This is a genomic window from Paraburkholderia sp. USG1, from assembly GCF_031570135.1.
Classification (GTDB): Bacteria; Pseudomonadota; Gammaproteobacteria; order Burkholderiales; family Burkholderiaceae; genus Paraburkholderia; species Paraburkholderia dioscoreae.
Genome location: NZ_JAMWXW010000005.1, coordinates 64,119 through 87,927 on the forward strand (window position 1 = coordinate 64,119; position 23,809 = coordinate 87,927).

The 23,809-nt window shown below is 63.1% G+C and carries 25 protein-coding genes; 11 read left to right on the forward strand and 14 right to left on the reverse strand.

Features of this window, described 5'->3' with window-relative positions:
- Positions 1–15 precede the first annotated feature (15 nt).
- The 3 genes from NE850_RS08425 (at position 16) to NE850_RS08435 (ending at position 2,562) form a co-directional block, all read left to right on the forward strand.
- The gene (locus NE850_RS08425) at positions 16–255 is read left to right on the forward strand and encodes a DUF2783 domain-containing protein (RefSeq protein WP_007178300.1); all 240 of its coding nucleotides are present in this window, start codon (positions 16–18) and stop codon (positions 253–255) included.
- A 194-nt stretch (positions 256–449) separates the two neighbouring features.
- Positions 450–1,778 carry an MFS transporter gene (locus tag NE850_RS08430; RefSeq protein ID WP_007178299.1) on the forward strand — a complete coding sequence of 443 codons (1,329 nt, stop codon included), beginning with the start codon at positions 450–452 and terminating at the stop codon, positions 1,776–1,778.
- Positions 1,779–1,863: 85 nt separating this feature from the next.
- Positions 1,864–2,562 carry a 4'-phosphopantetheinyl transferase superfamily protein gene (locus NE850_RS08435; RefSeq protein ID WP_007178298.1) on the forward strand — a complete coding sequence of 233 codons (699 nt, stop codon included), beginning with the start codon at positions 1,864–1,866 and terminating at the stop codon, positions 2,560–2,562.
- 15 nt (positions 2,563–2,577) lie between these two features.
- Here NE850_RS08435 and NE850_RS08440 read toward each other — a convergent pair whose 3' ends face one another.
- Entirely contained in the window at positions 2,578–3,429 is an 852-nt protein-coding gene (locus NE850_RS08440) for a hypothetical protein (RefSeq protein WP_007178297.1), read from the reverse strand.
- A gap of 13 nt (positions 3,430–3,442) precedes the next feature.
- Positions 3,443–3,922 (reverse strand): hypothetical protein, encoded by a 480-nt coding sequence (locus tag NE850_RS08445; RefSeq protein WP_007178296.1) that lies wholly within the window; start codon positions 3,920–3,922, stop codon positions 3,443–3,445.
- A 408-nt stretch (positions 3,923–4,330) separates the two neighbouring features.
- On the opposite strand from NE850_RS08445, the gene NE850_RS08450 reads away from it, so the two are divergent.
- Complete coding sequence (locus tag NE850_RS08450; RefSeq protein WP_310698700.1) at positions 4,331–5,557, forward strand: YbfB/YjiJ family MFS transporter; 1,227 nt, start codon at positions 4,331–4,333, stop codon at positions 5,555–5,557.
- 30 nt (positions 5,558–5,587) lie between these two features.
- Here NE850_RS08450 and NE850_RS08455 read toward each other — a convergent pair whose 3' ends face one another.
- From NE850_RS08455 to NE850_RS08465, 3 genes are all read right to left on the reverse strand, one after another.
- Positions 5,588–6,061, reverse strand: a complete 474-nt coding sequence (locus NE850_RS08455; protein WP_007178294.1) for an Lrp/AsnC family transcriptional regulator — start codon at positions 6,059–6,061, stop codon at positions 5,588–5,590.
- A 508-nt stretch (positions 6,062–6,569) separates the two neighbouring features.
- Positions 6,570–6,941 carry a hypothetical protein gene (locus NE850_RS08460; RefSeq protein ID WP_007178293.1) on the reverse strand — a complete coding sequence of 124 codons (372 nt, stop codon included), beginning with the start codon at positions 6,939–6,941 and terminating at the stop codon, positions 6,570–6,572.
- A gap of 422 nt (positions 6,942–7,363) precedes the next feature.
- Positions 7,364–8,419, reverse strand: a complete 1,056-nt coding sequence (locus tag NE850_RS08465; protein ID WP_007178292.1) for a LacI family DNA-binding transcriptional regulator — start codon at positions 8,417–8,419, stop codon at positions 7,364–7,366.
- A 197-nt stretch (positions 8,420–8,616) separates the two neighbouring features.
- On the opposite strand from NE850_RS08465, the gene NE850_RS08470 reads away from it, so the two are divergent.
- The 5 genes from NE850_RS08470 (at position 8,617) to NE850_RS08490 (ending at position 14,908) form a co-directional block, all read left to right on the forward strand.
- A complete protein-coding gene (locus tag NE850_RS08470) occupies positions 8,617–9,642 on the forward strand; it encodes a TRAP transporter substrate-binding protein (RefSeq protein ID WP_007178291.1) in 1,026 nt (341 codons plus the stop codon).
- Between the two features lie 62 nt (positions 9,643–9,704).
- Positions 9,705–11,591 (forward strand): TRAP transporter large permease subunit, encoded by a 1,887-nt coding sequence (locus NE850_RS08475; protein ID WP_007178290.1) that lies wholly within the window; start codon positions 9,705–9,707, stop codon positions 11,589–11,591.
- Positions 11,592–11,694: 103 nt separating this feature from the next.
- Positions 11,695–12,234, forward strand: a complete 540-nt coding sequence (locus NE850_RS08480; protein ID WP_007178289.1) for a VOC family protein — start codon at positions 11,695–11,697, stop codon at positions 12,232–12,234.
- Positions 12,231–13,529, forward strand: a complete 1,299-nt coding sequence (locus NE850_RS08485; RefSeq protein ID WP_007178288.1) for a ribulose-bisphosphate carboxylase large subunit family protein — start codon at positions 12,231–12,233, stop codon at positions 13,527–13,529. Before NE850_RS08480 ends, NE850_RS08485 begins: the two co-directional genes overlap by 4 nt.
- Entirely contained in the window at positions 13,526–14,908 is a 1,383-nt protein-coding gene (locus NE850_RS08490; protein WP_310698636.1) for a four-carbon acid sugar kinase family protein, read from the forward strand. Before NE850_RS08485 ends, NE850_RS08490 begins: the two co-directional genes overlap by 4 nt.
- On the opposite strand, the gene NE850_RS08495 is transcribed toward NE850_RS08490, so the two are convergent.
- The 9 genes from NE850_RS08495 to NE850_RS08535 form a co-directional block, all read right to left on the reverse strand.
- The gene (locus NE850_RS08495) at positions 14,905–15,705 is read right to left on the reverse strand and encodes an SDR family oxidoreductase (protein ID WP_035517410.1); all 801 of its coding nucleotides are present in this window, start codon (positions 15,703–15,705) and stop codon (positions 14,905–14,907) included. The two genes, NE850_RS08490 and NE850_RS08495, sit on opposite strands and share 4 nt — an antisense overlap.
- A gap of 155 nt (positions 15,706–15,860) precedes the next feature.
- Positions 15,861–16,016 (reverse strand): DUF3309 family protein, encoded by a 156-nt coding sequence (locus NE850_RS08500; RefSeq protein ID WP_007178285.1) that lies wholly within the window; start codon positions 16,014–16,016, stop codon positions 15,861–15,863.
- 153 nt (positions 16,017–16,169) lie between these two features.
- Entirely contained in the window at positions 16,170–17,396 is a 1,227-nt protein-coding gene (locus NE850_RS08505; protein ID WP_310698637.1) for a YbfB/YjiJ family MFS transporter, read from the reverse strand.
- 94 nt (positions 17,397–17,490) lie between these two features.
- Positions 17,491–18,105, reverse strand: coding sequence for a TetR/AcrR family transcriptional regulator (locus NE850_RS08510; protein ID WP_310698638.1), 615 nt, complete (start codon positions 18,103–18,105; stop codon positions 17,491–17,493).
- A 194-nt stretch (positions 18,106–18,299) separates the two neighbouring features.
- Positions 18,300–18,587, reverse strand: coding sequence for a DUF3303 domain-containing protein (locus NE850_RS08515; protein WP_007178282.1), 288 nt, complete (start codon positions 18,585–18,587; stop codon positions 18,300–18,302).
- Between the two features lie 502 nt (positions 18,588–19,089).
- A complete protein-coding gene (locus tag NE850_RS08520) occupies positions 19,090–19,374 on the reverse strand; it encodes a hypothetical protein (protein WP_165189333.1) in 285 nt (94 codons plus the stop codon).
- An 88-nt stretch (positions 19,375–19,462) separates the two neighbouring features.
- Entirely contained in the window at positions 19,463–19,735 is a 273-nt protein-coding gene (locus NE850_RS08525) for a hypothetical protein (protein WP_007178265.1), read from the reverse strand.
- A 284-nt stretch (positions 19,736–20,019) separates the two neighbouring features.
- A complete protein-coding gene (locus tag NE850_RS08530; RefSeq protein WP_007178281.1) occupies positions 20,020–20,688 on the reverse strand; it encodes a GntR family transcriptional regulator in 669 nt (222 codons plus the stop codon).
- Positions 20,689–20,804: 116 nt separating this feature from the next.
- Entirely contained in the window at positions 20,805–21,572 is a 768-nt protein-coding gene (locus NE850_RS08535) for a glutaredoxin domain-containing protein (RefSeq protein WP_165189339.1), read from the reverse strand.
- Positions 21,573–21,822: 250 nt separating this feature from the next.
- Between NE850_RS08535 and NE850_RS08540 the strand changes: the two genes are divergently transcribed.
- Together NE850_RS08540 and NE850_RS08545 are read left to right on the forward strand one after the other, a co-directional pair.
- Positions 21,823–22,710 (forward strand): LysR substrate-binding domain-containing protein, encoded by an 888-nt coding sequence (locus tag NE850_RS08540; RefSeq protein ID WP_007178278.1) that lies wholly within the window; start codon positions 21,823–21,825, stop codon positions 22,708–22,710.
- Positions 22,711–22,909: 199 nt separating this feature from the next.
- Entirely contained in the window at positions 22,910–23,755 is an 846-nt protein-coding gene (locus tag NE850_RS08545) for a GntR family transcriptional regulator (protein WP_310698639.1), read from the forward strand.
- The last annotated feature ends 54 nt before the right edge of the window (positions 23,756–23,809 follow it).

Genomic DNA, 23,809 nt, shown 5'->3' on the forward strand with positions numbered 1-23,809 from the left:
TAGCAGGAGACAGACATGACACTGAACACGCAACCCAATCTCGCCCGCCCCGACGATTTCTATGAGGCGTTGATCGATATGCATCGGGATCTGGACGACGCACAGAGCCAGTCGGCCAATGCGCAACTGATTCTGCTGCTCGCCAACCATATCGGCGATCACGCCACGTTGCTCGAAGCAATGCGGTATGCCCGCGAGGGCGCGATCGACGTTGCTACGGTTCGAGACGCGCAGTCGCATCCGCTGGCGGCCTGAAGCGGGTTTTGGCGAACCCACAACCGGCAGGAGTGAAGAGAAACCGCCCGTGGCCATTCGAGCCGCGCGCAATCCACCACGGCAGCGCGGCGCATCGACAACCTCGCCTGCCGTTTCAGTAGCAGACCACAACGCGGCGCATCAAGACGCCGGACCCAATGGGTCCGTTGGACCCTCACGTTTGGAGATAACCAATGAGCCAATCCCTCGCCCCCGCGCTCGAGCCGGGTGCATCCGCCGCCGCGCACGACGACCTGCTGTATCGCAAGGTTTCGCAGCGGATCATTCCGTTTCTGTTTCTCTGCTATGTAGTGTCGTTTCTCGATCGCATCAATATCGGCTTCGCGCAGTTGCAGATGAAGCACGACCTCGGCTTTAGCGATGCAATGTACGGGCTCGGCGCGGCGGTCTTCTACGTGGGATACGTGCTATGCGAAGTGCCGAGCAACATGCTGCTCGCGCGCTTCGGCGCACGCCGTACGTTCACGCGGATCATGCTGCTGTGGGGGATTGCATCGGTCGGCATGATGCTGGTGGCGAAACCCGCGCACTTCTATGTGCTGCGCTTCATGCTCGGCGTGTTCGAAGCGGGCTTCTTTCCCGGCATTGTGTTGTATCTGACCTACTGGTATCCGGCGCGGCGGCGCGCGGCCGTGCTGTCGATCTTCTTTGCGGGCGTGGCGGTAGCGGGGGTGCTCGGCGGCCTCGTGTCCGGCTGGATCATGCGCGACATGGGCGGTGTGCTGGGATTGTTCGGCTGGCAATGGATGTTCGTGATCGAGGGCGCGCCTGCCATCGTGCTCGGTCTGCTTGCGGCGTTCTATCTGGTGGACGGCCCGCAGCACGCCACGTGGCTCACGGCCGCGGAGAAAGCGCAGTTGATCGCGCAACGCGACGAAGACCGCCGTGCTTCGTCTGCAGCGCATTCGTCGCGCTCGTTCGTGCAGGCGTTGCGCAATCCGCGGGTCTATCTGTTCGCGTTCATCTATTTTTCACTGACCTGCGCCTCGCTGACGTTGAACTTCTGGATGCCGCTGATGATTCGCGACTTCGGCGTGCATGACGTTCTTGCAATCAGCCTGTACACGGTAATTCCCAATGCAATCGGCGCGGTGGGGCTGATTCTGATCGCGCGTCATTCGGATCGTCGTGGAGAACGTCGCCGGCATTTCGCGGTTTGCACGATCGGTGGCGGCGTCGCGCTGTCGTTGCTGACGCTTCATCTGAGCAGCTTTCCAGCGATGCTCGCGATTCTCTCGCTGGCCGCGGTGCTGATCTTCGCGGCGTTGCCGATCTTCTGGACGGTGCCCTCGGGCTATTTGTCCGGCACCGCGGCGGCGGCTGGGATTGCGCTGATCAGCAGCATCGGCATTACGAGCGGGATTGTCAGTCCGTGGGTGATCGGTCTGATCAAGACGCATACTGGCAGCATGGACAACGCGCTGTATCTGTTGACCGCGCTACTGTTCGTCAGCGGCGTGGCGCTGTTGTTCGGCGTGCCGAAGGACGTCAAACACGTTTGAAGCCGCGTGCCGGTGCGGACGGGATTATCGGGTAGAGTCGTGACTATTCTGTTGCGACCGCCCATAGACCGTCCGAACCTTTGCGATGCATTCCATCGACCCTGTTCCGCTGCCGCACGACGGCCCGTCAGACATTGCGTTGTGGCGGATCGATATCGACTTCACTATGCCGCTGGACGCCCCGGCTTTCGCGTCCCTTGGCGACGACGAACGCACGCGAGCCCGCGACTTTCGCCGCCATGAAGACGCGTTGCGTTTCGCCGCCGTGCGTGCGACGTTGCGTGAACAACTCGCGCGGCGACTCGGTATCGCAGCACATGCCGTGCGTTTTGCGCTCGATGCCAACCACCGTCCCCATCTCGCGGATTCGGATCGCTTCGATTTCAACGTCTCGCATGCGGGCGCACATGGGCTGATTGCAATCTCGGCGGTGCGGCGCGTTGGTGTGGATATCGAGCAGCACAGCGACAAATTCGATTGGCATTCGATTGCGGGTTTGACGCTCGATCCGCAAGAGGCCGCGTGGATCGAAGGTCTCGAAGCGGGTCAGCAGACCGCAGCGTTTTACGACGCGTGGGTCGCCAAGGAAGCGCTCGTCAAAACAACGGGCGCAGGCATCTCACGTGGATTGCAGCGTCTGACAGTGCTGCCGCGTGACAGCATGCGCGTGACGCTGCGCAATCAGATTCCCGACGACATGCGTGAAATCGGCGCGCACTGGCTTGCGGCGCCGCGCGCTTATGCCGCGTGCCTGGCATGGTCGGCCGCCGCGTTCGGACGATAGCGGCCGCGTGGCGCATTATGCGTTTGCCTCTCCAAATGCCAAAGCCTTCGGCCAGCCAAACGTGTGCACTTGAGTGAGCGGTTGCGCAAGCGCGACCGCCGCGCGAATCTTGCCGGCCATCGGCACGTCGAGCACATGCCAGCGGCCATATTCCGCGAGATCGAAGGTACCGGTTGCAATGGGGCTGAACAGCAGATCGATATCGATATCGACGGGCGCGTAACGCAACGCGTTGCAAAGACTGCCATAGCGAGCGCGCCGGCGCGACGCTTCCGGCGTTTCGTCAGGCGCCGTGCCGGGAGAGGGCACGACGACACTCAATCCAAGCGTTGCCGATGCAACGCCGATCACGATCCAGATGCCGCCATACGCGATATCGATCGCGATGCCGCGACCGTCGCGAGGATGACGCGCACGCAGTTTCTCGCTGCCGTCGTCTTGCAGATCGACGGCGTGCGGCTCGCAGTCGAACAGGTTCCCGACGATCCAGCGCACCACCACGCGCGCGCTGATAAAGCGTTTGCGCAATGCGGCGTTGGGATGCAAGCGTGCGCGCTCGCGCTCGGTCTTCGAGAGCCAGCTATCGCCTTCCTGCACGGGAACGGGCAACCATTCGCAGCGGAATCGCCAAAGATGCAACTCGCCTGTGCGCGGCGCGCCGACGTTGTACGGATGGGTGCGTGACAGCGGATGGCACCGGAATGCTGGTGCCGCTATCGTGCCAGTAGCGTGTTCGATCGGAGCGGGATGCACGGCATGCCCGCTGGCGGTACGTTCAACGCCGTCTTCAACGCCATGTGGCTCGCCGCTGTCACGCATTCGTACGCGCGAAGTCGCCAGACAAACCTGGTCGGATTCCATTGGCATAGGCAGGCATTCCTCAATGCATGTACGTGACGCGCCGTGCTTGCACGTCGAGTTCCACACCGGCGTCGAGCAGATCGATGGCGAACCAGCGAATCAGCTTCAGAACGCCACTTACCGCGGGCGCAGGCAGCCATTCGTTCAACATGCGCAACGCGGCGCCGCTGTGAGTTTTTTGCAGCAGCGCGATGGTTTGCAGAATCACCGCTTCGTCCTTGCCGAGATCGCTGGCGCAGCGGCAGCGCATGTCGAGCGGACGATACGACACGTGCATTAGCGAACGCATCAGCAGATCGAAGTGTTCGATGCCGTCCTGGCGCAAGCCGACGCCGCTGAGAATGTCGCGCCAGTGCACGGCGCCGCTCGCCGTTTCGCAGGCGGGCCGCAGCCACGTGCGAACCGCACTCAGGACGGTGCGATCGGGGGCGTCGGCGGTATCGGTCGGATGATCGTCGATCAGTTCCGCGCGGCCGGCGTGTTGAGAGCGAAAGTTCATCGATGCTCCTGGGTGGACACGGTCCAATGAATCGCGCCGGCCGGATGGCACGGATGCCGCGTCGCAGGCCAGCGCATGTCGTGCGACGAATGGGCGATGACGCAGAGTCTGCGTCAGGTGCTTGTGTCGGGCCGGCATCAGGCGCTTGCGCCACCTTGAACCGGATGAGCCGCATGATGAGCTAAATTTCTTCTAAATGCAAATCATTCGCATTTAGAAGGGGCGCGCGGTGGATTTGCACCCGACACCAGGCGCGAAATGCAGGTAGAGCGAGTAGTGAATGGTCGAATTATTAACGCAACTAACGGTCAACCCCGGCCGGCGTCCCCGGATATGATGGCGAAGTGCCGGCTTCAGCCTTGCCGGCACCAGCGGCTTGCAGCCTCCTTGCCCACTTCCGCTAGCGAAATGCCGATAAAAACACTCGACGCATCGACCTCCAGGCCCACCGAAGCGGCGCGACGCCTCCCCACGCTGACGCTCGCCGCGGCCCTGTCGCTGGGAAGCGCGATCGCGCTCGGGCTGGCCCGTTTCGCGTACGCACTACTGTTGCCGTCGATGAAACTCGACCTCGGCTGGAGCTTCGCTCAAGCCGGCGCGATGAACACTGCCAACGCGCTGGGTTATCTGCTCGGCGCGCTGGCTTTTCCGCGCCTTGCGCACCGCTGGTCGGCCGGCACGCTGTTCGGCGGCGGCTGCGTGGCAACCGCGCTCCTCATGGCCGGCAGCGGCCTGTTTGCAGACACTCACTCGCTGCTCGGGTTGCGCGTGGTCACCGGCGTAAGCAGTGCGGCGATTTTCATCAGCGGCGGCGTGCTGGCGGCGCGGCTTGCGTCGGCGAGGCCGCGCGACGCAGGGCTCGTCCTCGGCCTGTATTACGGTGGCACGGGCTGGGGCATCGTGGCGTCGTCGGTGCTGGTGCCGCTGACCATTTTCAACGTCGCGCACGGCTGGCAGTTCGCGTGGTTCGCGCTCGCGCTTGCGTGTGCGGTGTTCTCCACGGTGGCTATCGGCGCCGCGCGAAAAATCGAAAGCGTGCACGCGACCGGTGCGTCGGCTGGACATTCATACTCTGCCACCGAAGCACCCCGTTGGCCGCGCTTCAGTCCGGCGCTGGCGGGTTACGGATTGTTCGGCGTCGGCTATATCGGCTACATGACGTTTATCGTGGCGCTGCTGCGCAATGCAGGCATGAGCGCGGTTGTCGTCACGGGCTTCTATCTGCTGCTCGGCGTGGCGACCGTGGTCTCGGCGCGTGTGTGGTCGAGTTTGCTCGACCGCATGCGCGGCGGCCAGGCGCTCGCGGTGCTCAACACTTTGCTTGCAATCGCGACGCTGCTGCCCGCGCTGTTCACGCAGCCGTGGGTCGCGTTCGTGTCGGGTCTGCTGTTCGGCGCGACCTTCCTTTCCGCCGTGGCGTCGACCACGGCTTTCGTGCGCCACAATCTGCCCGCGAGTCACTGGGCCAAGGGCATCAGCGCGTTCACGATCGTGTTCGCGTTCGGGCAGATCGTCGGGCCGATGGTGATCGGCTGGGTCTCGGACGGCGCGGGCCTCGCGCGCGGGCTCGTGTATTCCGCGCTATTGCTCGCGGCGGGCGCGGTGCTGGCGGCGTGTCAGAAGCCGCTGCGCTGAAAATGAGTGCGCGCACGCACGCGTCGCGTCTTACACCTGCACGGACGGGATGCTTTTCATGCAGCGCAGCGCGAACATCGAGCGGCTATGACGGATGCCGGCGATCTTGTAGAGCTTCTCGCGCAGAAAGCGCTCGTAGCCCGCCGTGCCGTCCACTGCAACCTTCACCAGATAGTCGTAGTCGCCTGACACGAGATAGGCCTCGAGCACTTCCGTGAGCGTGGCCAACTCGGCACCGAAGCGGGCGAGGGCGTCGTCGTCGTGACGGTCGAGCGTTACCTCGAGCAGTACGACGTCAGCGAAGCCGAGCTTCTGCTGATCGAGTAGCGCGACGTAGCCGCGAATGTATCCGTCGGTTTCCAATTGACGCGTGCGGTTCCAGCAGGCGGTGGTCGACATGCCGACCAGCTCCGCCAGTTCGGCATTGCTCAGACGCGCGTTTTTCTGCAACTCGCGCAGGATCTTGCGATCCTGGTTGTCGATGGGGCGGTTTCGGGTGGTCATGGGCGATTCCGGAAGCTTGTTCTGTAGAAATGCATTCTAACGGAAGATCATCCCTGCATCGCACATACGGTCCACTGCTTTAAGAAGCCTATCCAGCTTACCTCCGGGTATATTTTCAAGGTGCATTCATGCCCGGGACAACCGTCCGGGTTGCGGGCCTTGCGTCCGCGGCCTTATGCGGCCATAAGCTGCCACTCGGTGTCTCGCTGCCTTCACAGGAAGGCGGCCCGCGGGCGAATTCCGGTGTCACCAGCGCCGGAAGGCGCGCTCGCCGGGCATGAACGCATGTTCCTGATCGAAGGTGTCTGCACTCGTGTTCGCGTTGAATATGGCGTCCGACGGCAATTTCTCCCGCTGCCTTCGCACCGTTTTACAACGGCCTAAGCGGCAGTGCCATGGATCGCCTGATGGTAGTTTACGGATCAGCATGGGCGCGCTGAAGGCGTCATCCACACAGCACAGCCGTCGCGATGCGTCGCTCGAAAAGAAGCGGCGCGTTCCCGCCAGGTCAACTCGGTTTGCTGGGCGCTTTAACCGCGCTCTGTACCGCGACATTGCGATAGACGTCGCGGCAGAATTGCATGCCGCGCTCGTGCGTACCGTTGACGCCCGCGGCGATCTGCACGGTTCCCTCGATACGCTGGGGAGCCGGCGGATTGACGAGCGCGGCGTCGATCGCGAACGGATCGACAGGCGACGCGCGCATGATGCCGATGCCTCTGATCGTCACCTCGAGGCACGGGTCGGGCACTTGCGCACCGTGGCCGGCCGCGACATCGAAATTGATGTTCAGCGTCCAGAACCCCTCGTGAATACCCTGATGAATAACGATGGCCTTCACCACGTCCTGGTGTGACAGCGTGTACTCGTTGCTTGCCATCGGTCCCTCCTTGCTCGTACGCATTCCGCGCATACGTATGCAGATATGGCATTTTGCGCGGACTAGCGAAGCTTAGTTTTACGCGCCATTCTTTGCAGTGCAAGCGGAAAGATATCTGCGCCGGCGCGTCGACATGCGAGCATCGCGCGGACGCGCGAAAGGCGACGCCAGGACACCGGCGTCGCCGTTCGTATAGCAGTTGAACGAAGCTCAGTTCAACTGCGTAACGGGTCAAGTCGCCAACGATTAATGGAAGATGAGGTACAGGATAACCAGTACGATCAACGGAACGCCAAGCAGCCAGCCGAGAAGATAAGGCATGGTGTGATCTCCTTTCGTATCGAAGTTTGAATACGAAGGTGATTGAGCATCCCGCGTGCCTGACGTGCCGTGTCCGGACATCCACCGCCGTCACGCCAATTTCAAGGCAGATTCTCGCGCAGAACAATGCTGAACTGCACCGGCTTCACGTCGCTCAATGCGTCGCGTTTTTCGCGCACGTTGCGGAAAATGCGCAGACAGTTTCCCACCATGGCTTGCGGCGTTTGCGTGATCAACGCGTCCATCGTGCCGTCGATCAGCAGCGCTCGCGTATCAGGCGTCAAGCCGTGACCGACAAACAGGATCTTCTGCTCCGAGCGCGCTTCCACAATCGCGCGCGCCACGCCATCCGATCCGCCGCCGCTGTTGTAGATGCCGGCGAGATCGGGATGCTGTTCCAGTAGCTTGCGAGTCTGCATGTAGTTGCGCTCGCTATCGTCGTGTCCCTCACGCAATCCGATCACGCGCACCTGTGGGAACGTCGATTCGATCAGATGCAGAAATCCGATCTCGCGTTCCTCATGCCCGCGATAGTTGAGGCTGCCCGCGAGCATCGCGATCTTCCCGCTCGGCCGGGGGCCCATGAAGCGCCCGAGCAGCAAGGCGGCCGTACGTCCTGCCGCGCGATTGTCGATACCCACATAAGCCAGCCGCCGCGCATTCGATAAATCCGAAATCAACGTAATAGCCGGCACACCCTGGTCCGCCAGTGCATTCACGGCATCGCGCACGACGGGATGTTCGAGCGCCATGAACACCACGCCATCCGCACGCTGTCCGTAATGCAGCAGACGGTCCGCCAGTTCCTTCGGGTTGAAACTCTCGACGTAATGCACGCGGCACTTCATGTCCAACGCGTTCCACTGATCGTGGGCGAAGTCGATGTAGTCGCCGAGCATGTGCAGGTAGCGATTGGTTCCGGCAGGCAGCAGGAACGCGATGCGCATCGGCTTCGAAGCCGACGCGACGGGCGCCTCCGGCGTAAGCAGATAACCGAGTTGCGCGGCCGCTTGCAGTACGCGTTGTGCCGTGACGGCGCGCACGCCCTCGCGGCCATTGAGCACACGATCCACCGTAGCGGTTGAAACACCGGCGGCACGCGCAATGTCGGGAATGCGGGCACGCGCAGCGGCGGTGAGGTGAACCGTTTCGGACATAGCAGTCCTTCGCAGAAGGAAATCCATCAAAAAACATCAAGTTCGCGGTTTGACAGTAGTTACCGCGCACGCCTAGTCTTGCAGCTATCACGCGACGACTCAACACCGGCGACTGGAAAGCAAGGTGCGGCGAACGGGCGATGATGGTTTTTGATGGATTCGACAGTTACATCAATTATAAGCAAGGAGACGCTCAAATGACCAATCTCGCGAGACGCACCCTGCTGCGCGCGGCAGCCGCCGTGCCGGTAGCCGGCGCGCTGGGCTTTCCGGCGATCGTGCGCGCGGCGTCCGGCCCGGAGTTCGTGTTCAAGTACGGCAACAACCTGCCGCTCACGCATCCGCTGAACGTGCGCTCGCAGGAGGCCGCGAATCAGATCAAGGAGGCGTCGAAAGGGCGCATGGAGATCCGGATCTTCCCGAACAACCAGTTGGGCGGCGACACCGACATGCTCGCGCAGGTGCGCAGCGGCGGCATCGAGATGTTCACGCCGTCGGCGCTGGTGGTGTCGACGCTGGTGCCGTCGGTTGCGATCAACGCCGTGGGCTTTGCGTTCAGCGACTACAACCAGGTGTGGGGCGCCATGGACGGCAAGCTCGGCGCCTACGTGCGCACTGCGATGCAGAAGGCCGGCCTCGAATCGTTCGAAAAAATGTGGGACAACGGCTTTCGTCAGACCACCACCAGCAACGGTCCGATCACGAGCGCGCAGAACATGCGCGGTCTGAAGATTCGCGTGCCGGTGAGTCCGCTCAGCATCGATATGTTCAAAGGACTCGGCGCGGCGCCGACGAGTTTGCAATTCAGCGAGGTCTATTCGTCGCTGCAAACGCATATTGTCGATGCGCAGGAAAATCCGCTGCCGATCGTGCAGGTCGCCAAGCTCTACGAAGTGCAGAAGTACTGTTCGCTGACCAATCACATGTGGGACGGCTACTGGTTCGTGCTGAACCAGCGCGCGTGGCAACGCTTGCCCAAGGATCTGCAGGGCATTGCCAGCGACGCGTTCAACCAGTCGGCGCTCAGGCAGCGTGAAGACGTGCGCAAGCTGAACGAGGCGGCGGTTGCGGATCTGCAAAGCAAGGGTTTGTCGATCAACCGTCCCGCGCCGGACACGTTCCGCGCGGCGCTGCGGCAGGCGGGCTTTTACGCCGAATGGAAGAACAGGTTCGGCAATCAGGCGTGGGATCTGCTCGAACAATCGGTCGGCAAGCTGGCCTGATCGTGCTGCATACGGGCGAGTCAGAGACAAAGCGCGGCGAGCCGCCGCGAGGAGGCAGCAGGATGTCGAATCACGCATTGAATCCGGCGGAGGCGGGCGTGCCGCTGCACGCGGCGAGCATGCCGCGCCGCTGGTTGAGGAGTTTCGATCGCGGTCTGATTGCGCTCGTCGAAGTGTGCGCGGCGGCGCTGCTCGCGGTGGAGATCGTCGTGATGCTCGCGGGCGTGATGTGCCGCTATGTGCTGCATCAGCCGCTCGTGTGGTCCGATGAACTGGCGGGCATCTTGTTCCTGTGGCTCGCCATGCTCGGCGCCGTGCTCGCGTTGCGGCGCGGCGAACACATGCGGATGACCGCACTGGTCAGCCGCCTGTCGCCGCAGCGGCGCGCATTCGTCGATACGCTGGCGATCGCCGCGTCGATCGCATTGCTTGCGCTGTTGATCGCACCCGCATACGACTATGCGTCCGGCGAAGCGGCGATCGTGACGCCCGCCTTGCAGATCAGCAACGCGTGGCGCGCGCTCGCTTTGCCGATCGGCGCGGCGCTCATGCTGCTGGTCGGTCTGATTCGCCTCGTCCAGGTGAGCCGTGTGCGCGACGTCGTGATCGTGCTCGCGATCACCGCCGTACTGGCCGCGATAGCCGTGTTCGCCGGGCCATGGTTTCAGACGCTCGGCAAAACCAATCTCGTGATCTTTTTCGTGGGCGTGGTGGCGATCGGGATTTTTTCGGGCGTGCCTATCGGCTTTTCGTTTGCGCTCGCCACGTTCGGTTATCTGGGCCTCTCGACCTTTACGCCGCTCGAAGTCGTGGTCGGCCGCATGGACGAGGGCATGTCGCATCTCGTGCTGCTCGCTGTGCCGCTGTTCGTCTTTCTCGGCTTGCTGATCGAAATGACCGGTATGGCGCGCGCGATGATCGAGTTTCTCGCGAGCCTCGTCGGCCACGTGCATGGCGGACTGTCATTCGTGCTGATCGGCGCGATGTACCTGGTGTCGGGCATTTCCGGCTCGAAAGTGGCGGACATGGCGGCGATCGCGCCCGTGCTGTTCCCGGAGATGAAAAAACGCGGCGCTTCCGAAGGCGATCTGGTCGCGCTGCTCGCTACGACCGGCGCGCAAAGCGAAACCATTCCGCCGAGCATTGTGCTGATCACGATCGGCTCCGTAACGGGTCTGTCGATATCCTCGCTCTTCACCGCGGGCATGCTGCCAGGCGCGGTGCTCGCGCTGATTCTGTGCGCGGTGGTGTGGTGGCGCTATCGCAAGGAGGATCTGAGCGGCGCGCAGCGTTTCAGCAAGCGGCAGATCGGGCGTCTGTTCATCGTGTCGCTGCCCGCGCTGGCGCTGCCGTTCGTGATTCGGATGGCAGTAGTCGAAGGCGTGGCGACCGCAACGGAGGTGTCGACCATCGGCATTGCCTATTCGATGCTGATCGGCCTGGTGGTGTACCGCCGCTTCGAATGGCGGCGGCTGGGCCGCATGCTGGTGGATGCGGCGACGTTGTCGGGCGCGATCCTCTTCATCATCGGCTGCGCGACTGCAATGGCGTGGGCGCTGACACAATCCGGTTTTTCGCAGGATCTTGCGCAAGTCATGGGCTCGATGCCCGGCGGTGCATACGGTTTTCTTGCGGTCTCGATTGTCGTGTTCGTGATGCTCGGCAGCGTGCTCGAAGGCATTCCCGCGATCGTGCTGTTCGGGCCGTTGCTGTTTCCTATCGCGCGGCTCGCGGGCGTGCACGAAGTGCATTACGCGATCGTCGTGATTCTTTCGATGGGCGTGGGGCTCTTTTCGCCGCCGTTCGGCGTGGGTTACTACTCGGCGTGCGCGATCAGCAAGGTCAATCCTGACGCGGGCATTCGTCCGATTGTCGGCTATATGGGCGCGTTGCTCGTCGGCCTGATTCTGGTCGCGGCGATCCCCTGGATTTCGATCGGGTTTCTCTAACCGGGTCTCTCTGGTTTCTTAACGGGTTCGACCTTCGGGCGCTGCGTTTTCGCCGCGCCGGGGCGTCGCTCGTCTTTCAACCCCGCAGTATCGGGAGAGTTTCATGAGTCGTTTCTTTGGCGAAATCCGGCAGGCAGGCTACGTGGTGCGGGACATCGAAGCCGCAATGGACTACTGGAGCCGCGTGCTCGGCGTAGGTCCGTGGTTTTATAACGAACGCGTGCCGATTGAAAACTATACGTACCGCGGGCAAACGTACGAGGTGCATAACTCGGTTGCGCTGGCGAACTCGGGACCGTTGCAGGTCGAATTGATCCAGACGCGTAACGACGCGCCGTCGATGTATCGCGACTTTCTCGCCGCGGGCCACACCGGCTTGCAGCACAACGCGTATTGGACCACCTCGTTCGACGCGGATCTCGCCCGCTTGCAGGAGCAGGGTTTCAAGGTTGCGATGAGCGGCGAAGTCGGGCGCAACGGGCGCTTTGTCTACTTCGACACGGAGAATCATCCCGGCACGGTGATCGAGTTGTCCGAGATCGCCGGGCCGAAAGGCAAGCTCTTCGACATGATCTATGCGGCGTCTCGCGACTGGGACGGCCGCGAGCCGGTGCGCCGCTTTCCCGATCTGGGCACGCTATGAGCGGGATGCTGCAAGCGCGCGCCGTCGGCGAAGACACGTTCGAAGCCGACTATCTGATCGAGACGCCGCTCGATCCCGCGCGCGTCGCCGACGTCATGGCCGGCGAGCAGTCGAGCGGCACCTTCGTGCGCGTCGCCAACGAATCGGATGCGCTGCGCGCGCGCAGCCGCGCGAGCGTGCTGCGCGTCGAAGAACTCGAGGCGGCGGCGCGGCCCAGCTTGCCGAACGCATGGCTAGAGCGTCAGGGCACGCCGGGGCCGTGGCGGCGCGCGCGCATCACGCTGTCGTTTCCGCTCGCCAATATCGAAGCGAATCTGCCCACGCTGGCCGCGACCGTTGCCGGCAATCTATACGATCTCGGCGAAGTGACCGGTATGCGGCTGTTGTCGCTACGCCTGCCGGCTTCGTACCGTGCGCGTTTCGAATTGCCGCGGCATGGCGTAGCGGGCACGCGCGCGCTGACCGAAGTGAAGGACCGGCCGATGATCGGCACCATCATCAAGCCGAACGTGGGCTTGAGCGCGGCGGAAACGGCGGCGCTGGTGCGCGAGCTGTGCGAAGCGGGCGTCGATTTCATCAAGGACGACGAGGTGTGCGCGAATCCCGCCCATGCGCCGCTTGCCGAGCGCGTGCGGGCGGTGATGTCCGAAGTGCGCCGCTACCGCGAACGCAGCGGCCGGCCGGTGATGGTCGCCTTCAATATCACCGACGACCTCGACGCCATGCGCCGTCACGCCGAACTGGTCGAACGCGAAGGCGGCGGTTGCGTGATGGCGAGCATCAACTGGTGCGGCTTTTCCGCGATCCAGTCGCTGCGCCGCGCCACGCCGCTGGTGCTTCACGCGCACCGCAACGGCTACGGCATGATGTCGCGCGATCCGGCGCTGGGCATGTCGTTTCAGGCGTATCAGACGTTGTGGCGCCTGAGCGGCGTCGATCATATGCACGTGCACGGCCTCGCCGGCAAATTCGCCCAGAGCGACGCCGAAGTGATCGAGTCGGCGCGCGATTGCGCGACACCGCTCGCCGCCGGTTGCGACGATGCCGTACTGCCGGCGTTTTCTTCAGGACAGTGGGCCGGCACCGTGCAGGCAACCTTCGACGCGGTGCGCTCTACCGACCTGCTGTTCATGTCGGGCGGCGGCATCCTCGCGCATCCGGATGGCCCTGCCGCGGGTGTGACGAGCGTGCGCCAGGCATGGGCGGCCGTGCAGGCCGGCACGCCGCTGCCGGTGTACGCCGAACATATGCCGGAGTTGCGGCGCGCGCTGGCGTTTTTCGGCGGCCGCGCATGAACGCCACACGCGACACGGAACAAAAGACCGGCAACGTGCGCGAGATAAACGGCAATGGTCCGGATTACGCTTTCTACGGCGACGACTTCACCGGCGCGACCGACACGCTGGCCCATCTCGCTCGCGCGGGTTTGCGCACCATGCTGTTCTTCGCGCCGCCGGACGCCGCGCGTCTTGCGACGCTCGGCAAGCTCGATGCGATTGGCGTGGCGGGCGCCGCGCGGACCATGCCGCCCGCTGCGCAGCGGAAAGAACTTGAGCAGGTCGGCGCCGCTTTTGCCGCGCTTGGTGTACGGGTGATGCACTATAAAGTGTGCTCGACATTCGATAGCGCGCCGGAAACCGGCAGCATCGGCGTGGCGATTCGCACCTTGCGCGAGTACTGTGTGAGCGAACTCGTCGCGGTGATCGGCGGTCAGCCGAATTTGCGGCGCTATTGCGTATTCGGTGAACTGTTCGCAGCAGCCGGCGCGGCCGATGGCGCGCAGTCGATCTATCGTATCGACCGCCATCCGACCATGAGCCGCCATCCCGTCACGCCGATGAACGAAGCGGACTTGCGTGTGCATCTCCAGCGGCAGGGCGTGGAGAATGTGCAATCGATCGACTGGCGTTGCCATGCCGCAGGCGACGCAGGGCTCGAAGCGGAAGTGCGACGCCGGCTCGATGCGAAACCCGACGCCTTGCTGTTCGATGTTCTCGACGATTCGCATCTGCAAGCGATTGGCCGCGTGATTGCGCGTTATGCCGCGGTGTCCGCGCCGTTGCTCGCGGTGGGTGCGAGCAGCGTCGCGCAGGCTTACGCATTGGCGCGCGAGAACCCCGCCGAACCTGCCGCTGCGAAAAGCCCGGCCACGCCGCCGCTGGCTCGTGCGCGCGGCCCCGTATTCGTGCTGGCGGGCAGTCTTTCGCCATTGACGGAGGTGCAGATCGGCGCCGCGCAGTCCTATCTGCGTGTGGAACTCGACCCGCTGCAAATGACCGGCGACGCAGCGTCCGACTATTTAGCGGAGCGCGTGGCGGCGATTGCCGGCCCCTTGCGCGGCGGCCGCAACGTACTCGCGTTCACGACCCGCAGCCCGTCCGGCGAAGGCGGCGCGTTGCCGCAACTCGCGCATGCGTGTGCGTCGCTGCTGCAGAAGGTACTGTGCGCCGTACGATTGCGCCGTATCGGCATTGGAGGCGGCGACACGTCGAGTTTTGCCGTACGCGCGCTCGGCGCGTGGGGACTGTCGTATCTTGCGCCGTTATCGGCGGGCGTCACCGTATGCCGTCTCCATGCCGATCGCGTGGAACTCGACGGCATGGAGGTCATGCTCAAAGGCGGGCAGATGGGCGATACGGATCTGTTCGAGCAACTGCTCGACGGCAACGGCTAACCGTTGTCGTCGAAACCAGGGTAGAGCGTCATGCCGCCGTCGACGAACAACGTCGTGCCGACCACGTAGTCGCTTTCATCCGAGGCGAGCCAGACAGCGGCCTTGCCGATGTCCTCCGATTCGCCCACGCGGCGGTAGGGGATCAACTTCAATAGCTTTTCCAACGCGGCGTCGGTGTCCCATGCGTCCTTGTTGATCGGCGTGCGGATCGCGCCCGGCGCAATGGAGTTGACGCGAATGCGTTCCGGCGCGACCTCCTGTGCAAGGGACTTCATGAACATCTGAACGCCGCCTTTGGACGCCGCGTAATTGACGTGCCCGGCCCACGGGATGACCTCGTGCACCGAGCTCATGCAAATGATCTTGCCGAGCGCTTTGGAAGCGGGCCTCGGGCCGCGCCGCCGGAATTCCTTCACGGCCGCCTGTGCGGTCAGGAACTGGCCGGTCAGATTGGTCGCCAGTACCTGCTGCCAATCGTCCAGCGTCATGTCGGCGAACGCACTGTCTTTCTGCAGGCCCGAATTCGCGACCACGATATCGACACTTTCGAAGCGCGCGCGGCATGCCGCGAACATCTTCTCGACCTGCGCCGGATCGGAGACGTCGGCTTGAACCGCGAACGCGGCGCCGCCCGCAGTTTCGATTTCACTGACGAGTTGTTCCGCCGCTTCCGCATGCGAGTGATAGTTCACGACGACGGCAGCGCCCGCATCAGCGAGTGCTTTGGCAACACCGTATCCAATGCCCGAACTGGCGCCCGTGACCAGAGCAACCTGATTCGCGAGTAACTTTTCCATCGCTTCCCCCGGCGTGACAAGATGGGAATCCGTGCCGACCATCGACATAAAGAGGCCGCCGGATATCCGTGCGGCAAACTGCAGAGATATCCGGCGGCCTATTACCCGATTTCAACGATTGAACCGATGCCGTGACACAGTTACGGCAGCTACGGCTATATGACGCCGACCACCAGCAGCACGATCACGACGATCACGATGAGGCCGATACCGCCGGTCGGACCGTAGCCCCACGAACGGCTGTGCGGCCACGAGGGGAGCGCACCGATCAGGAGAAGAATCAGCACCACTAGAAGAATAGTTCCCAACATATGAATGACCTCCGCCTGGTTGATAAGACCTGCCTTCACGACAGCCACGCAAGGCGCGCTTGCGCGCGCTCTGCGTAAGGCAGTATCGATGTCATGGTTGAGCAAACCCCATGCCCGAGGCGAAAAGATCGAGCCGGAACCTCCTTGAACCGGTCACTGCGCAGTGTTGCGCGCGGTGCCGCTACGCGAAGCCACCAGATCCGCGACGAATGCGACGGTGAGCGCTATCGCCCCGCAAGTGAAAATCAACGCGTAATCGTTATGCGTATGCGAGAAAAGGTACGAGTATCCATATCCGCCCAGTGCCTGGAAGAGCGCGAAGGCTGTCGTCGCGCGGCTCCATGCGGCGCGCTGTTCGGTGTGATCGTGCGGCACGAGTTCGTGAATGCGGCCGAGCACGAGCGGCACGATGCCCGGCGTGAAAATACCCAGAATCACGGTCGAGACGGCCAGCGCCAGCGGGTTGCCAGAAAAGGCGAGCAGGGCGACGGCAACCGCTTGCAGAAGCAGCCCGGCGCGATACGCCTTGCCGAAGCCGATGCGATCGGCAATGTTGCCGCAGATCACCGGGCCGACAATCGCAGCGAGGCCGTACAGCACCCAGTAGTTCGCGCCGATTGCAGAGCCGCGTCCCAGACCGCGAGCGACGTAGTCGACGAGCAGCACCATCGCCGGGACGAGGCCGAGGGCGTTCGCCGCGTATTGCGCGTACAGCACGCGCAGCGTCAAGCCTTGGGGATGCCCCGCGTGATGCGCGCCGGACGGCACCACCGCGGCGGGCGGATTCGTTGCGGGCCAGCCGAACCAGCTCATGGCGGTCAGCACCAGCGCCAATACGCCGAGGCCGATCCACGTGGTTTGCAAGCCGAAGTGGAGCAGCTTAGGAATCAAGGTGCCGGATGCCGCGATGCCCAGCCCGAGCCCGAGAAAGATCATGCCGCTCACAAAGCCACGGCGCGGCACCGGAATATGCGGAAGAATCGACGTTGCCACCAGCACCATGATCGCGCCGCCGGAAATGCCCGATAACAAACGCCACGTAAAGAACCAGCTCACCGAAAGCGGATATGCGCAGGCGAAGAAGGCGGCCGTCACCACCGCCATCAGGATGCGCAACGCGCTGCGGTTCGACAGCGCCGACGCAAGCGGCCTGCCGATCAACGCACCGACCAGATAGCCGGCGAAGTTTGCCGCGCCGAGCGTCACCGCTTGCGACGAGGTGAACCAGTGCTCCTGGATCAGCGAGGGAATCAACGGCGTGTACGCGAAGCGGGCGAGGCCGATCGCGACGAGACTGCCGCACAGTCCGGCGAGCGTTGCAAAGAGCGCGCGGGCGTCGAGTGAGACTGGACTGGCGGACGTTATCGGTGCAGCGGACATGACGGTTCCTTTACCGGTGCGCGCGGTGGCCGCGTCACTGCCGGATGTCGGTGGTGAATCGAGGTGAAGGGGCGCGCCTTGTCAGGCGCCTGGCTCAGACGTTCGTGTCTTTCGCCGGTAGGGCGGGCAAACCGAGCAGCAGCAAAGCCGGCGCAATCGCGCCAATCAGCAGCGCCGGTTGCGGATCGACCCGCGCGAGAACGCGAACGCCGATCAACGTGGCCAGCAGATGGGTGGCTGCGTCATCGGCGGAAACAACGGCGGTGATTTCGCCGCTCTCGCTGGCCGCAACCATACAGCGGTAGAAAAACGCGCGGACTTCAGCGAATTCCGTGGCGACGATTTCGCGGAATGCTTCGTCGTCCGATGTGGTTTCAAGCGCTGAATTCACCAGCATGCAGCCGCGCTTGGTGGGATCGGCCAGCGTGCGCTCCAGGATCTCATGGAAGAACAGGGTGACGCCTTGAGCCGGTGACACGGTGCGCTCTAGCCGACTGATCCGCTCGCGCAACGTGTGTTCGAGGTAATGCTCGAGCGCACGCAAATACAGCGCGCGCTTGTCGCCGAATGCGTTGTAGAGGCTCGGCTGGGTCAGGCCGGTCGATTTGACCAGGTCGCGCGTGGAGGTGGCCACGTAGCCCTTCGTCCAGAAAGCCGCGCTGGCGGCTTCCAGCACCTCGTGTTCATCGAATTCGCGGGGTCTTGCCATGATGAATATCCTTCCTGCGTAGCTGACGACTATTCTGTATCAGTCGATATAGAAAGCGATTATATATCGACTGATACAGAATTCAAGAAGAAGATTCTGCGGTGGCTCTTCAGCGCGCCGCGGTATGGTGGACGGGCGTCCGCGGCCGCTTGCCTGTTGGGCACAAGTCCTGTTGCCCGGCGCTCATGGTGTGCTTACTTGTTGCGCGCCGCCAGATGTTTGCCGAGGGCTGCGCCGAGGTCTTCGTCGGTCATGGCCGGGAAGATGCTCATGGTGAGCAGGTCGCCCCATTCGAGCGCGAGCGCCGAGATGCCGCGCGTGTCGTCCGCCTCGACCACGGCAAAGCCGTGCAATCCGCCGATAGCGTGCCAACGTCCCAGCAGTTTGACACCGTCCGGCACCTGGCCGCCGGTCTTCATGAAACGTTCGATGACGGAATTCTCGGCGGTCGGCAGACCGTTCCATTGGACGATAAATTTCATTGCGCGTCTCCAATCCGAATTGGCGATGCCGGCTCGTGGCGCGCTGCCATCGTCGCTGATGGTGTGCGGCGCGTCGTGGATGCGGTGCGCCGCGATCACTTCTGCGCCAGCAAGCTGTCCGGATAGCGCGTGCTATTGGCGGACGGCGATAAAAAACCACGTGGCGTCCTAAGCATCATAGGCGAGCGAACGGCGGGCGGCGTCGCTACGTGCGGACATTCACCAGGCTAAATGAACCGGCGCACTTTCAGCGGCATAGAGCGATGGGAGTTCGTTCGAGGCGCGGATACATTGCGTGGCGTGGGGCGTGCCGGCTAGCGTCGCTTCGCCCAAAAAAATCGGGCGGCATGCCGGCGTGAATCGCCGGCTGCCGCCCGGGTGTGTCGTGAAATGTGCTGAGGTCTCCTCGCACAATCAGTATAGGAAATCTGTGCGCCGCTTGCCGGCCGGAGACGACCGGCCGGCCGTAGCGGGGCCCCCCGGCCCCCGCCACGTTGAGCGGTTACACGTTGGCGTAGTTGGCGCCCCAGAGCGACGGGCTGACGTTCAGGTGCAGCGGCACGAAGCCCGCGCCGATCACGCCGACGTTGTTGAGTGCGGCGACGTTGACGTATTGCATCTGGTTGAGGTTCTGGTTCACCGAGACATTGACGTTGGCAATGCCGCTGAGGCCGGCGACCGAAGGCAGGCCGGGCACGCTGCTGCCGGTGCCGCCGGCCACCGCCGACATGGCGCGGCGGTCGAGCTCGCGGGTGCCGGACAGATCGCGAATCATGAGGGGTGACATGGTGCTTCTCCAAAGGTGCGCGCAGGACGCGGGTAGGCGGCGGGAAGTGAGGCGCACCGGGAAGGCGGGCGCCTCGCCGCGTCGCGTATTACACGTGGATGTTGTTGCTCGTCGAGAGGTAGGGGTTGACCGTCGAGCTGATGCCGGAGGCAAAGGCGACGTTGTTGCCGTTGGCGTTCTGCAGGTTCAGCTCGTTGTTGATGAGCTGGGTGGCATCGACCTTCTTGCTGTTGTTCGGGGCGAAGACGGGGCTGAAGTTGTAGTAGGAGGTGGAGGGGCCGAAACCGCCGCGCACGGCGCTCATGGCTTTGCTGTCGAGTTGTTCGGTGATGGACAGGTCTTTGATGGTCAGCGTGTTCATGGTGAATCTCCTGGAGGTAAGGGTGAGGCTGTCGGGGTTGGTTGCGAGCAACTTGTCTGCTCGGGATTCACTAATGCACGGGCTGTGCCAGATTTATTCAAGGCTCCTGATAAAGTTGCAGGAAGCTCGCCGCATAAGGGGTTTGCGTTGCAGTACTGTCACGGCACCGGCGCACTGCCGCGATCGGCGATAAACGACTGACGGCGCGCGCCCGACAAATCATGGATTCTGTTGGAAATCGCCCGACACGGATCGCGTCGAACGGTGCCGACGTCTCGCGGCCTTCAGACTTCGAGAATGCGAAGCCGCTGCAAGGTGTCGAGCTGGAACTGCAGACAGTGCGCGCGATAGTCGCGGCACAAACACTCGGCCGTCGCGCTGTCACCGGCGCGGATCGCTTCGACGATCGATCGATGCCGTGCCTTCGGCAGATCGGCCAACGCGCTGAGCCGCAAGGTGAGATCGCGTACGCGCCGGATCTGATCCCAGCACGCGTTGACGATCTGCGTGAGCCGCGGGTTGCCGCAGAGTTTCAGGAGTTGGGAGAAAAACGCCTCGTCGGCGCTGGCCCAGGCCGCGTAGTCGTTCTTCTCGTGCGCGCGGTCCATTGCGTTGCACATCTGGTCTAACGGCTGCAGTTCTTTTGCGCGTAGATTCATGGTCGCGACAACGCCGGCCGCGGTGGCTTCCAGGCTGCTTTGCACCTGGTGAATCGCTTCGATGTCGGGCAGCGAGACCTGGCGCACACGAATGCCGTGGCGCGGCACGATCTGCAGCAGGTTCTCCTTTTGCAAGCGGACCAGTGCTTCCCGCACTGGCGTGCGGCTCACGCCGAAGAGACTCACCAGGTCGCGTTCGAGCAACTGCATGCCGGGGCGAAATTCGTCGCTCAGGATTTTGGTGCGCAGTTGTTGATAGACCGAGTCAGTCGATTTTTCGCGCAGCGTGGTCATGTGATTCAGTCTCGCCGACGGGATGAAGGCGATTCTGCCACGCGAAAGTGGGGATGGGTTGGCGTTTGTTTTTTATGCGGCGGCGCACAACTGTGAACGACAGGAACTGCGCGCGCCTATCTGTCCCAGACTTCATCCGGCAGGGGCAAGCCCGCCAGATCTTGCGCTGTCAGCGGCCGGTCGATCTGGATTCCTTCGCTCTCGAGCATCAACATGACCTGGCGGGTATGCTGCGCGCTGTGCCAGGCCGTGCGCTCTAGCACCTCGTGCATGGGGCGCCGTCCGTAGTAAGTCGGCACGTCGTAGCTGAGCGAACGGTCGGTCTCGTCATTCCACCACGCGGTGAGGCGCGCCTTCACACTCTCGCCCCACTGGGCGATTTCCTCCGGCCCCCAGTGAGTGGGCGGCACTTCGTCGAATCCCTCGAACAGCAGTTCGATCTGTTGCGCCGCTTCGATCCCCATCTCCGCCACGCGAAACACATGAAACGTCAGTCCCGCCGGAGTCCGGTTGCGATTCCGGAACGGCTCGCGAAAAGCCGGGCCGCTAAACTGCCGCGTATATCGCGCGTTCGATTCGAGCACGAGTTCGAGGCGATTGACCAGTTCCGGCGGCGGCAACGGCGTGATGATCTTCGTTTTCAGATCCAGAAACTTGATCACGTCGTTGATGGACTGACAGAACGTAAATCTCGACCCAAGCGCGACCACCGGTACGCTGCGCGCGCCCAACGCGGTCAATTGCGCAAGGCCGTCGGGATCGTTGTGCACGTCGATGGATTCGAATTCGATGCCCTGGTTCGCCAAAAACTCCTTGGTCCGCAGACACGACGAACAGCCGGGTTGCCAGAAAACCTTGATCTTTGCGTGGGTTGACGTTTGCATCGCTCGCTCCTCGTGGACGGGGCACCTCGGTCGGGTCCGTCGCTTCATGCCATTGTTGCCGGGTGCTGCGCGGACACAAAGCAGTGCTTGGCCATGCCGCCATCGCGAACCACGATGACGAGGCACGGCCGCCGGCCGTTTCGGTACACTGGCTGAAGTCGCTGCCGTTTACGTGGATCATGCCGAGTGCCGTACGCCGTACCGCGCTTGGCCGGCATCGGCGGAACATTCCAATTATTCGCGGGGCACCATGCCGACACTCGATCCGCTTTCGCTCAGACTGTTTGTCAGCGTCGCCGAGGCCGGCACCATCGCGGCGGCGGCCGAGCGCGAACATATCGCGGCAGCGGCCGTCAGCAAGCGCATCAGCGAGATCGAAGCGACCTTGGGTGTCGCGCTTCTGCGGCGCACCAACAAGGGCGTGGCGCCCACCGCCGCGGGCGAACGGCTGGTCGTGCTCGCGCATCGCGCGCTGCATGAACTCGACGACATTGCCGTGCAGATGCGCGACTACGCGAGCGGCGTGAGCGGACTGATCCGGCTGGCAGCCAATGTGTCGTCCGTCGTGCAGTTTCTGCCGCGCGAGATCCAGGCGTTTGCCGCGCAACATCCGCGAATCCAGATCCAGCTCGAAGAAAAAGCCAGCACCGGCGTAGTCAAGGCCGTCGCGGACAACGCCGTGGATATCGGCATCTTCACTTCGGTGCCGCACGGCTACGACGTGCAAACGTTCCCTTATCACCGCGATTGCCTGACACTCGTGGTGCCGAGCGGCCATACGCTCGCGCAAAAGCAGGCCGTCGCCTTCGCCGACACACTCGACTTCGAATACGTGGGGCTGCCGCCCGATACGGCGATCAGCCAGCAACTTACGCGTGCGGCGCATGCACACGCACGGCCGGTCAATCTGCGCATTCAGGTGACGAGCTATGACGCACAATGTCTGATGATTGCCGCGGGGCTCGGACTCGGCGTTATGCCTTACGCCGTCGCTCAGCAGCAGGCAGCGAACCTCGGCCTCGCCACGGTTGCGCTCACCGACGCATGGGCCGAGCGCGAACTGCTATTGGCGGTGCGATCGCTGGAGGCACTGCCGGTCGCGTGCCGCTTGCTGGTCGCGCACTTGCGCGGCGTGTGAGCGAACGTCACGTCCGGCGCGTATATTGCATTAAGCGTTTCCCTTCATGTCATGGTGCGGCGCGCGATGCTAGCATCAAAGCGAAGGCGCGTTGCGTGCGAAGCCGGACCGGACGAGTCTGGCCGAGGCCGGCCCCGCAGACACGCTTGCTGCGATACCGGATTGCCGCGTCCGTTCAGGCGCCGCGAGGAGAACCGTTGTGCCAGAACGCAAATCGGCCGCGCCAGAGCATGCGATCAAACCCGCAGCCAAAAAACGCGCGGTAGCGGGCGGCAAGCCAAACGCCGGCACCGGCCGCGCCGTGAAAACCACTGCTTCGAAAACACCGGAGCAATCTCAGTGTGCTGTTTCGTACGAGAGCCAATCCGTTGCGCAAACCGAACCGCGCAACGGCAACTCGTCTCAACAGGCGTACGAGCGCCTCCGGCACAAAATCATAGAAAGCGAACTGACGCCTGGCTCCTATCTGCTCGAACAGGAACTCGCACTGATGCTCGGCGTGAGTCGCACTCCGATCCGCGAAGCTGCGATTCGCCTGCAGGGCGAGGGTCTCGTCGAAATCGTGCCGCGTCATGGCATCCGTATCGTTCCCACGTCAGTCTCCGATATCAGCCACATCTACCAGGTTCTGACCAGTCTCGAATCCACCGCGGCGGCGTTGGTCGCGGCGCGCAGCGGCGTCGATCTGAGTCCGCTTGAAAACGCCTGCCGGAAAATGACCGAGGCGCTGGCCGAGCAGGACATGCAGGCATGGGCGCTTGCCGACGAGGCCTTCCATGAAGCGCTCGTTCAACTCGGCGGCAACGCGCGGCTAGCGCAGGTGGTCATGAATTGCCGTGACCAGGTGCATCGTGTGCGACGCTTCACGCAGCGGTTGCGGCCGCATCCGCAGCCAAAAAAATCGATTGATGAGCATTACGAAATCATCGAAGCGATTCGTCGCGGCGATGCAGCGCGCGCGAGCCGCCTATATCGCGCGCACCGCGAGCGCGGCTGGCGCGAGCAGACTGCCGTGCTGCAGCAGCACGGCATCCATCAGGCGTAAAAGCTGATCAATACGAGTCGGCATGACGGGTAAACCCAGTCGTTGTGAGCCGTT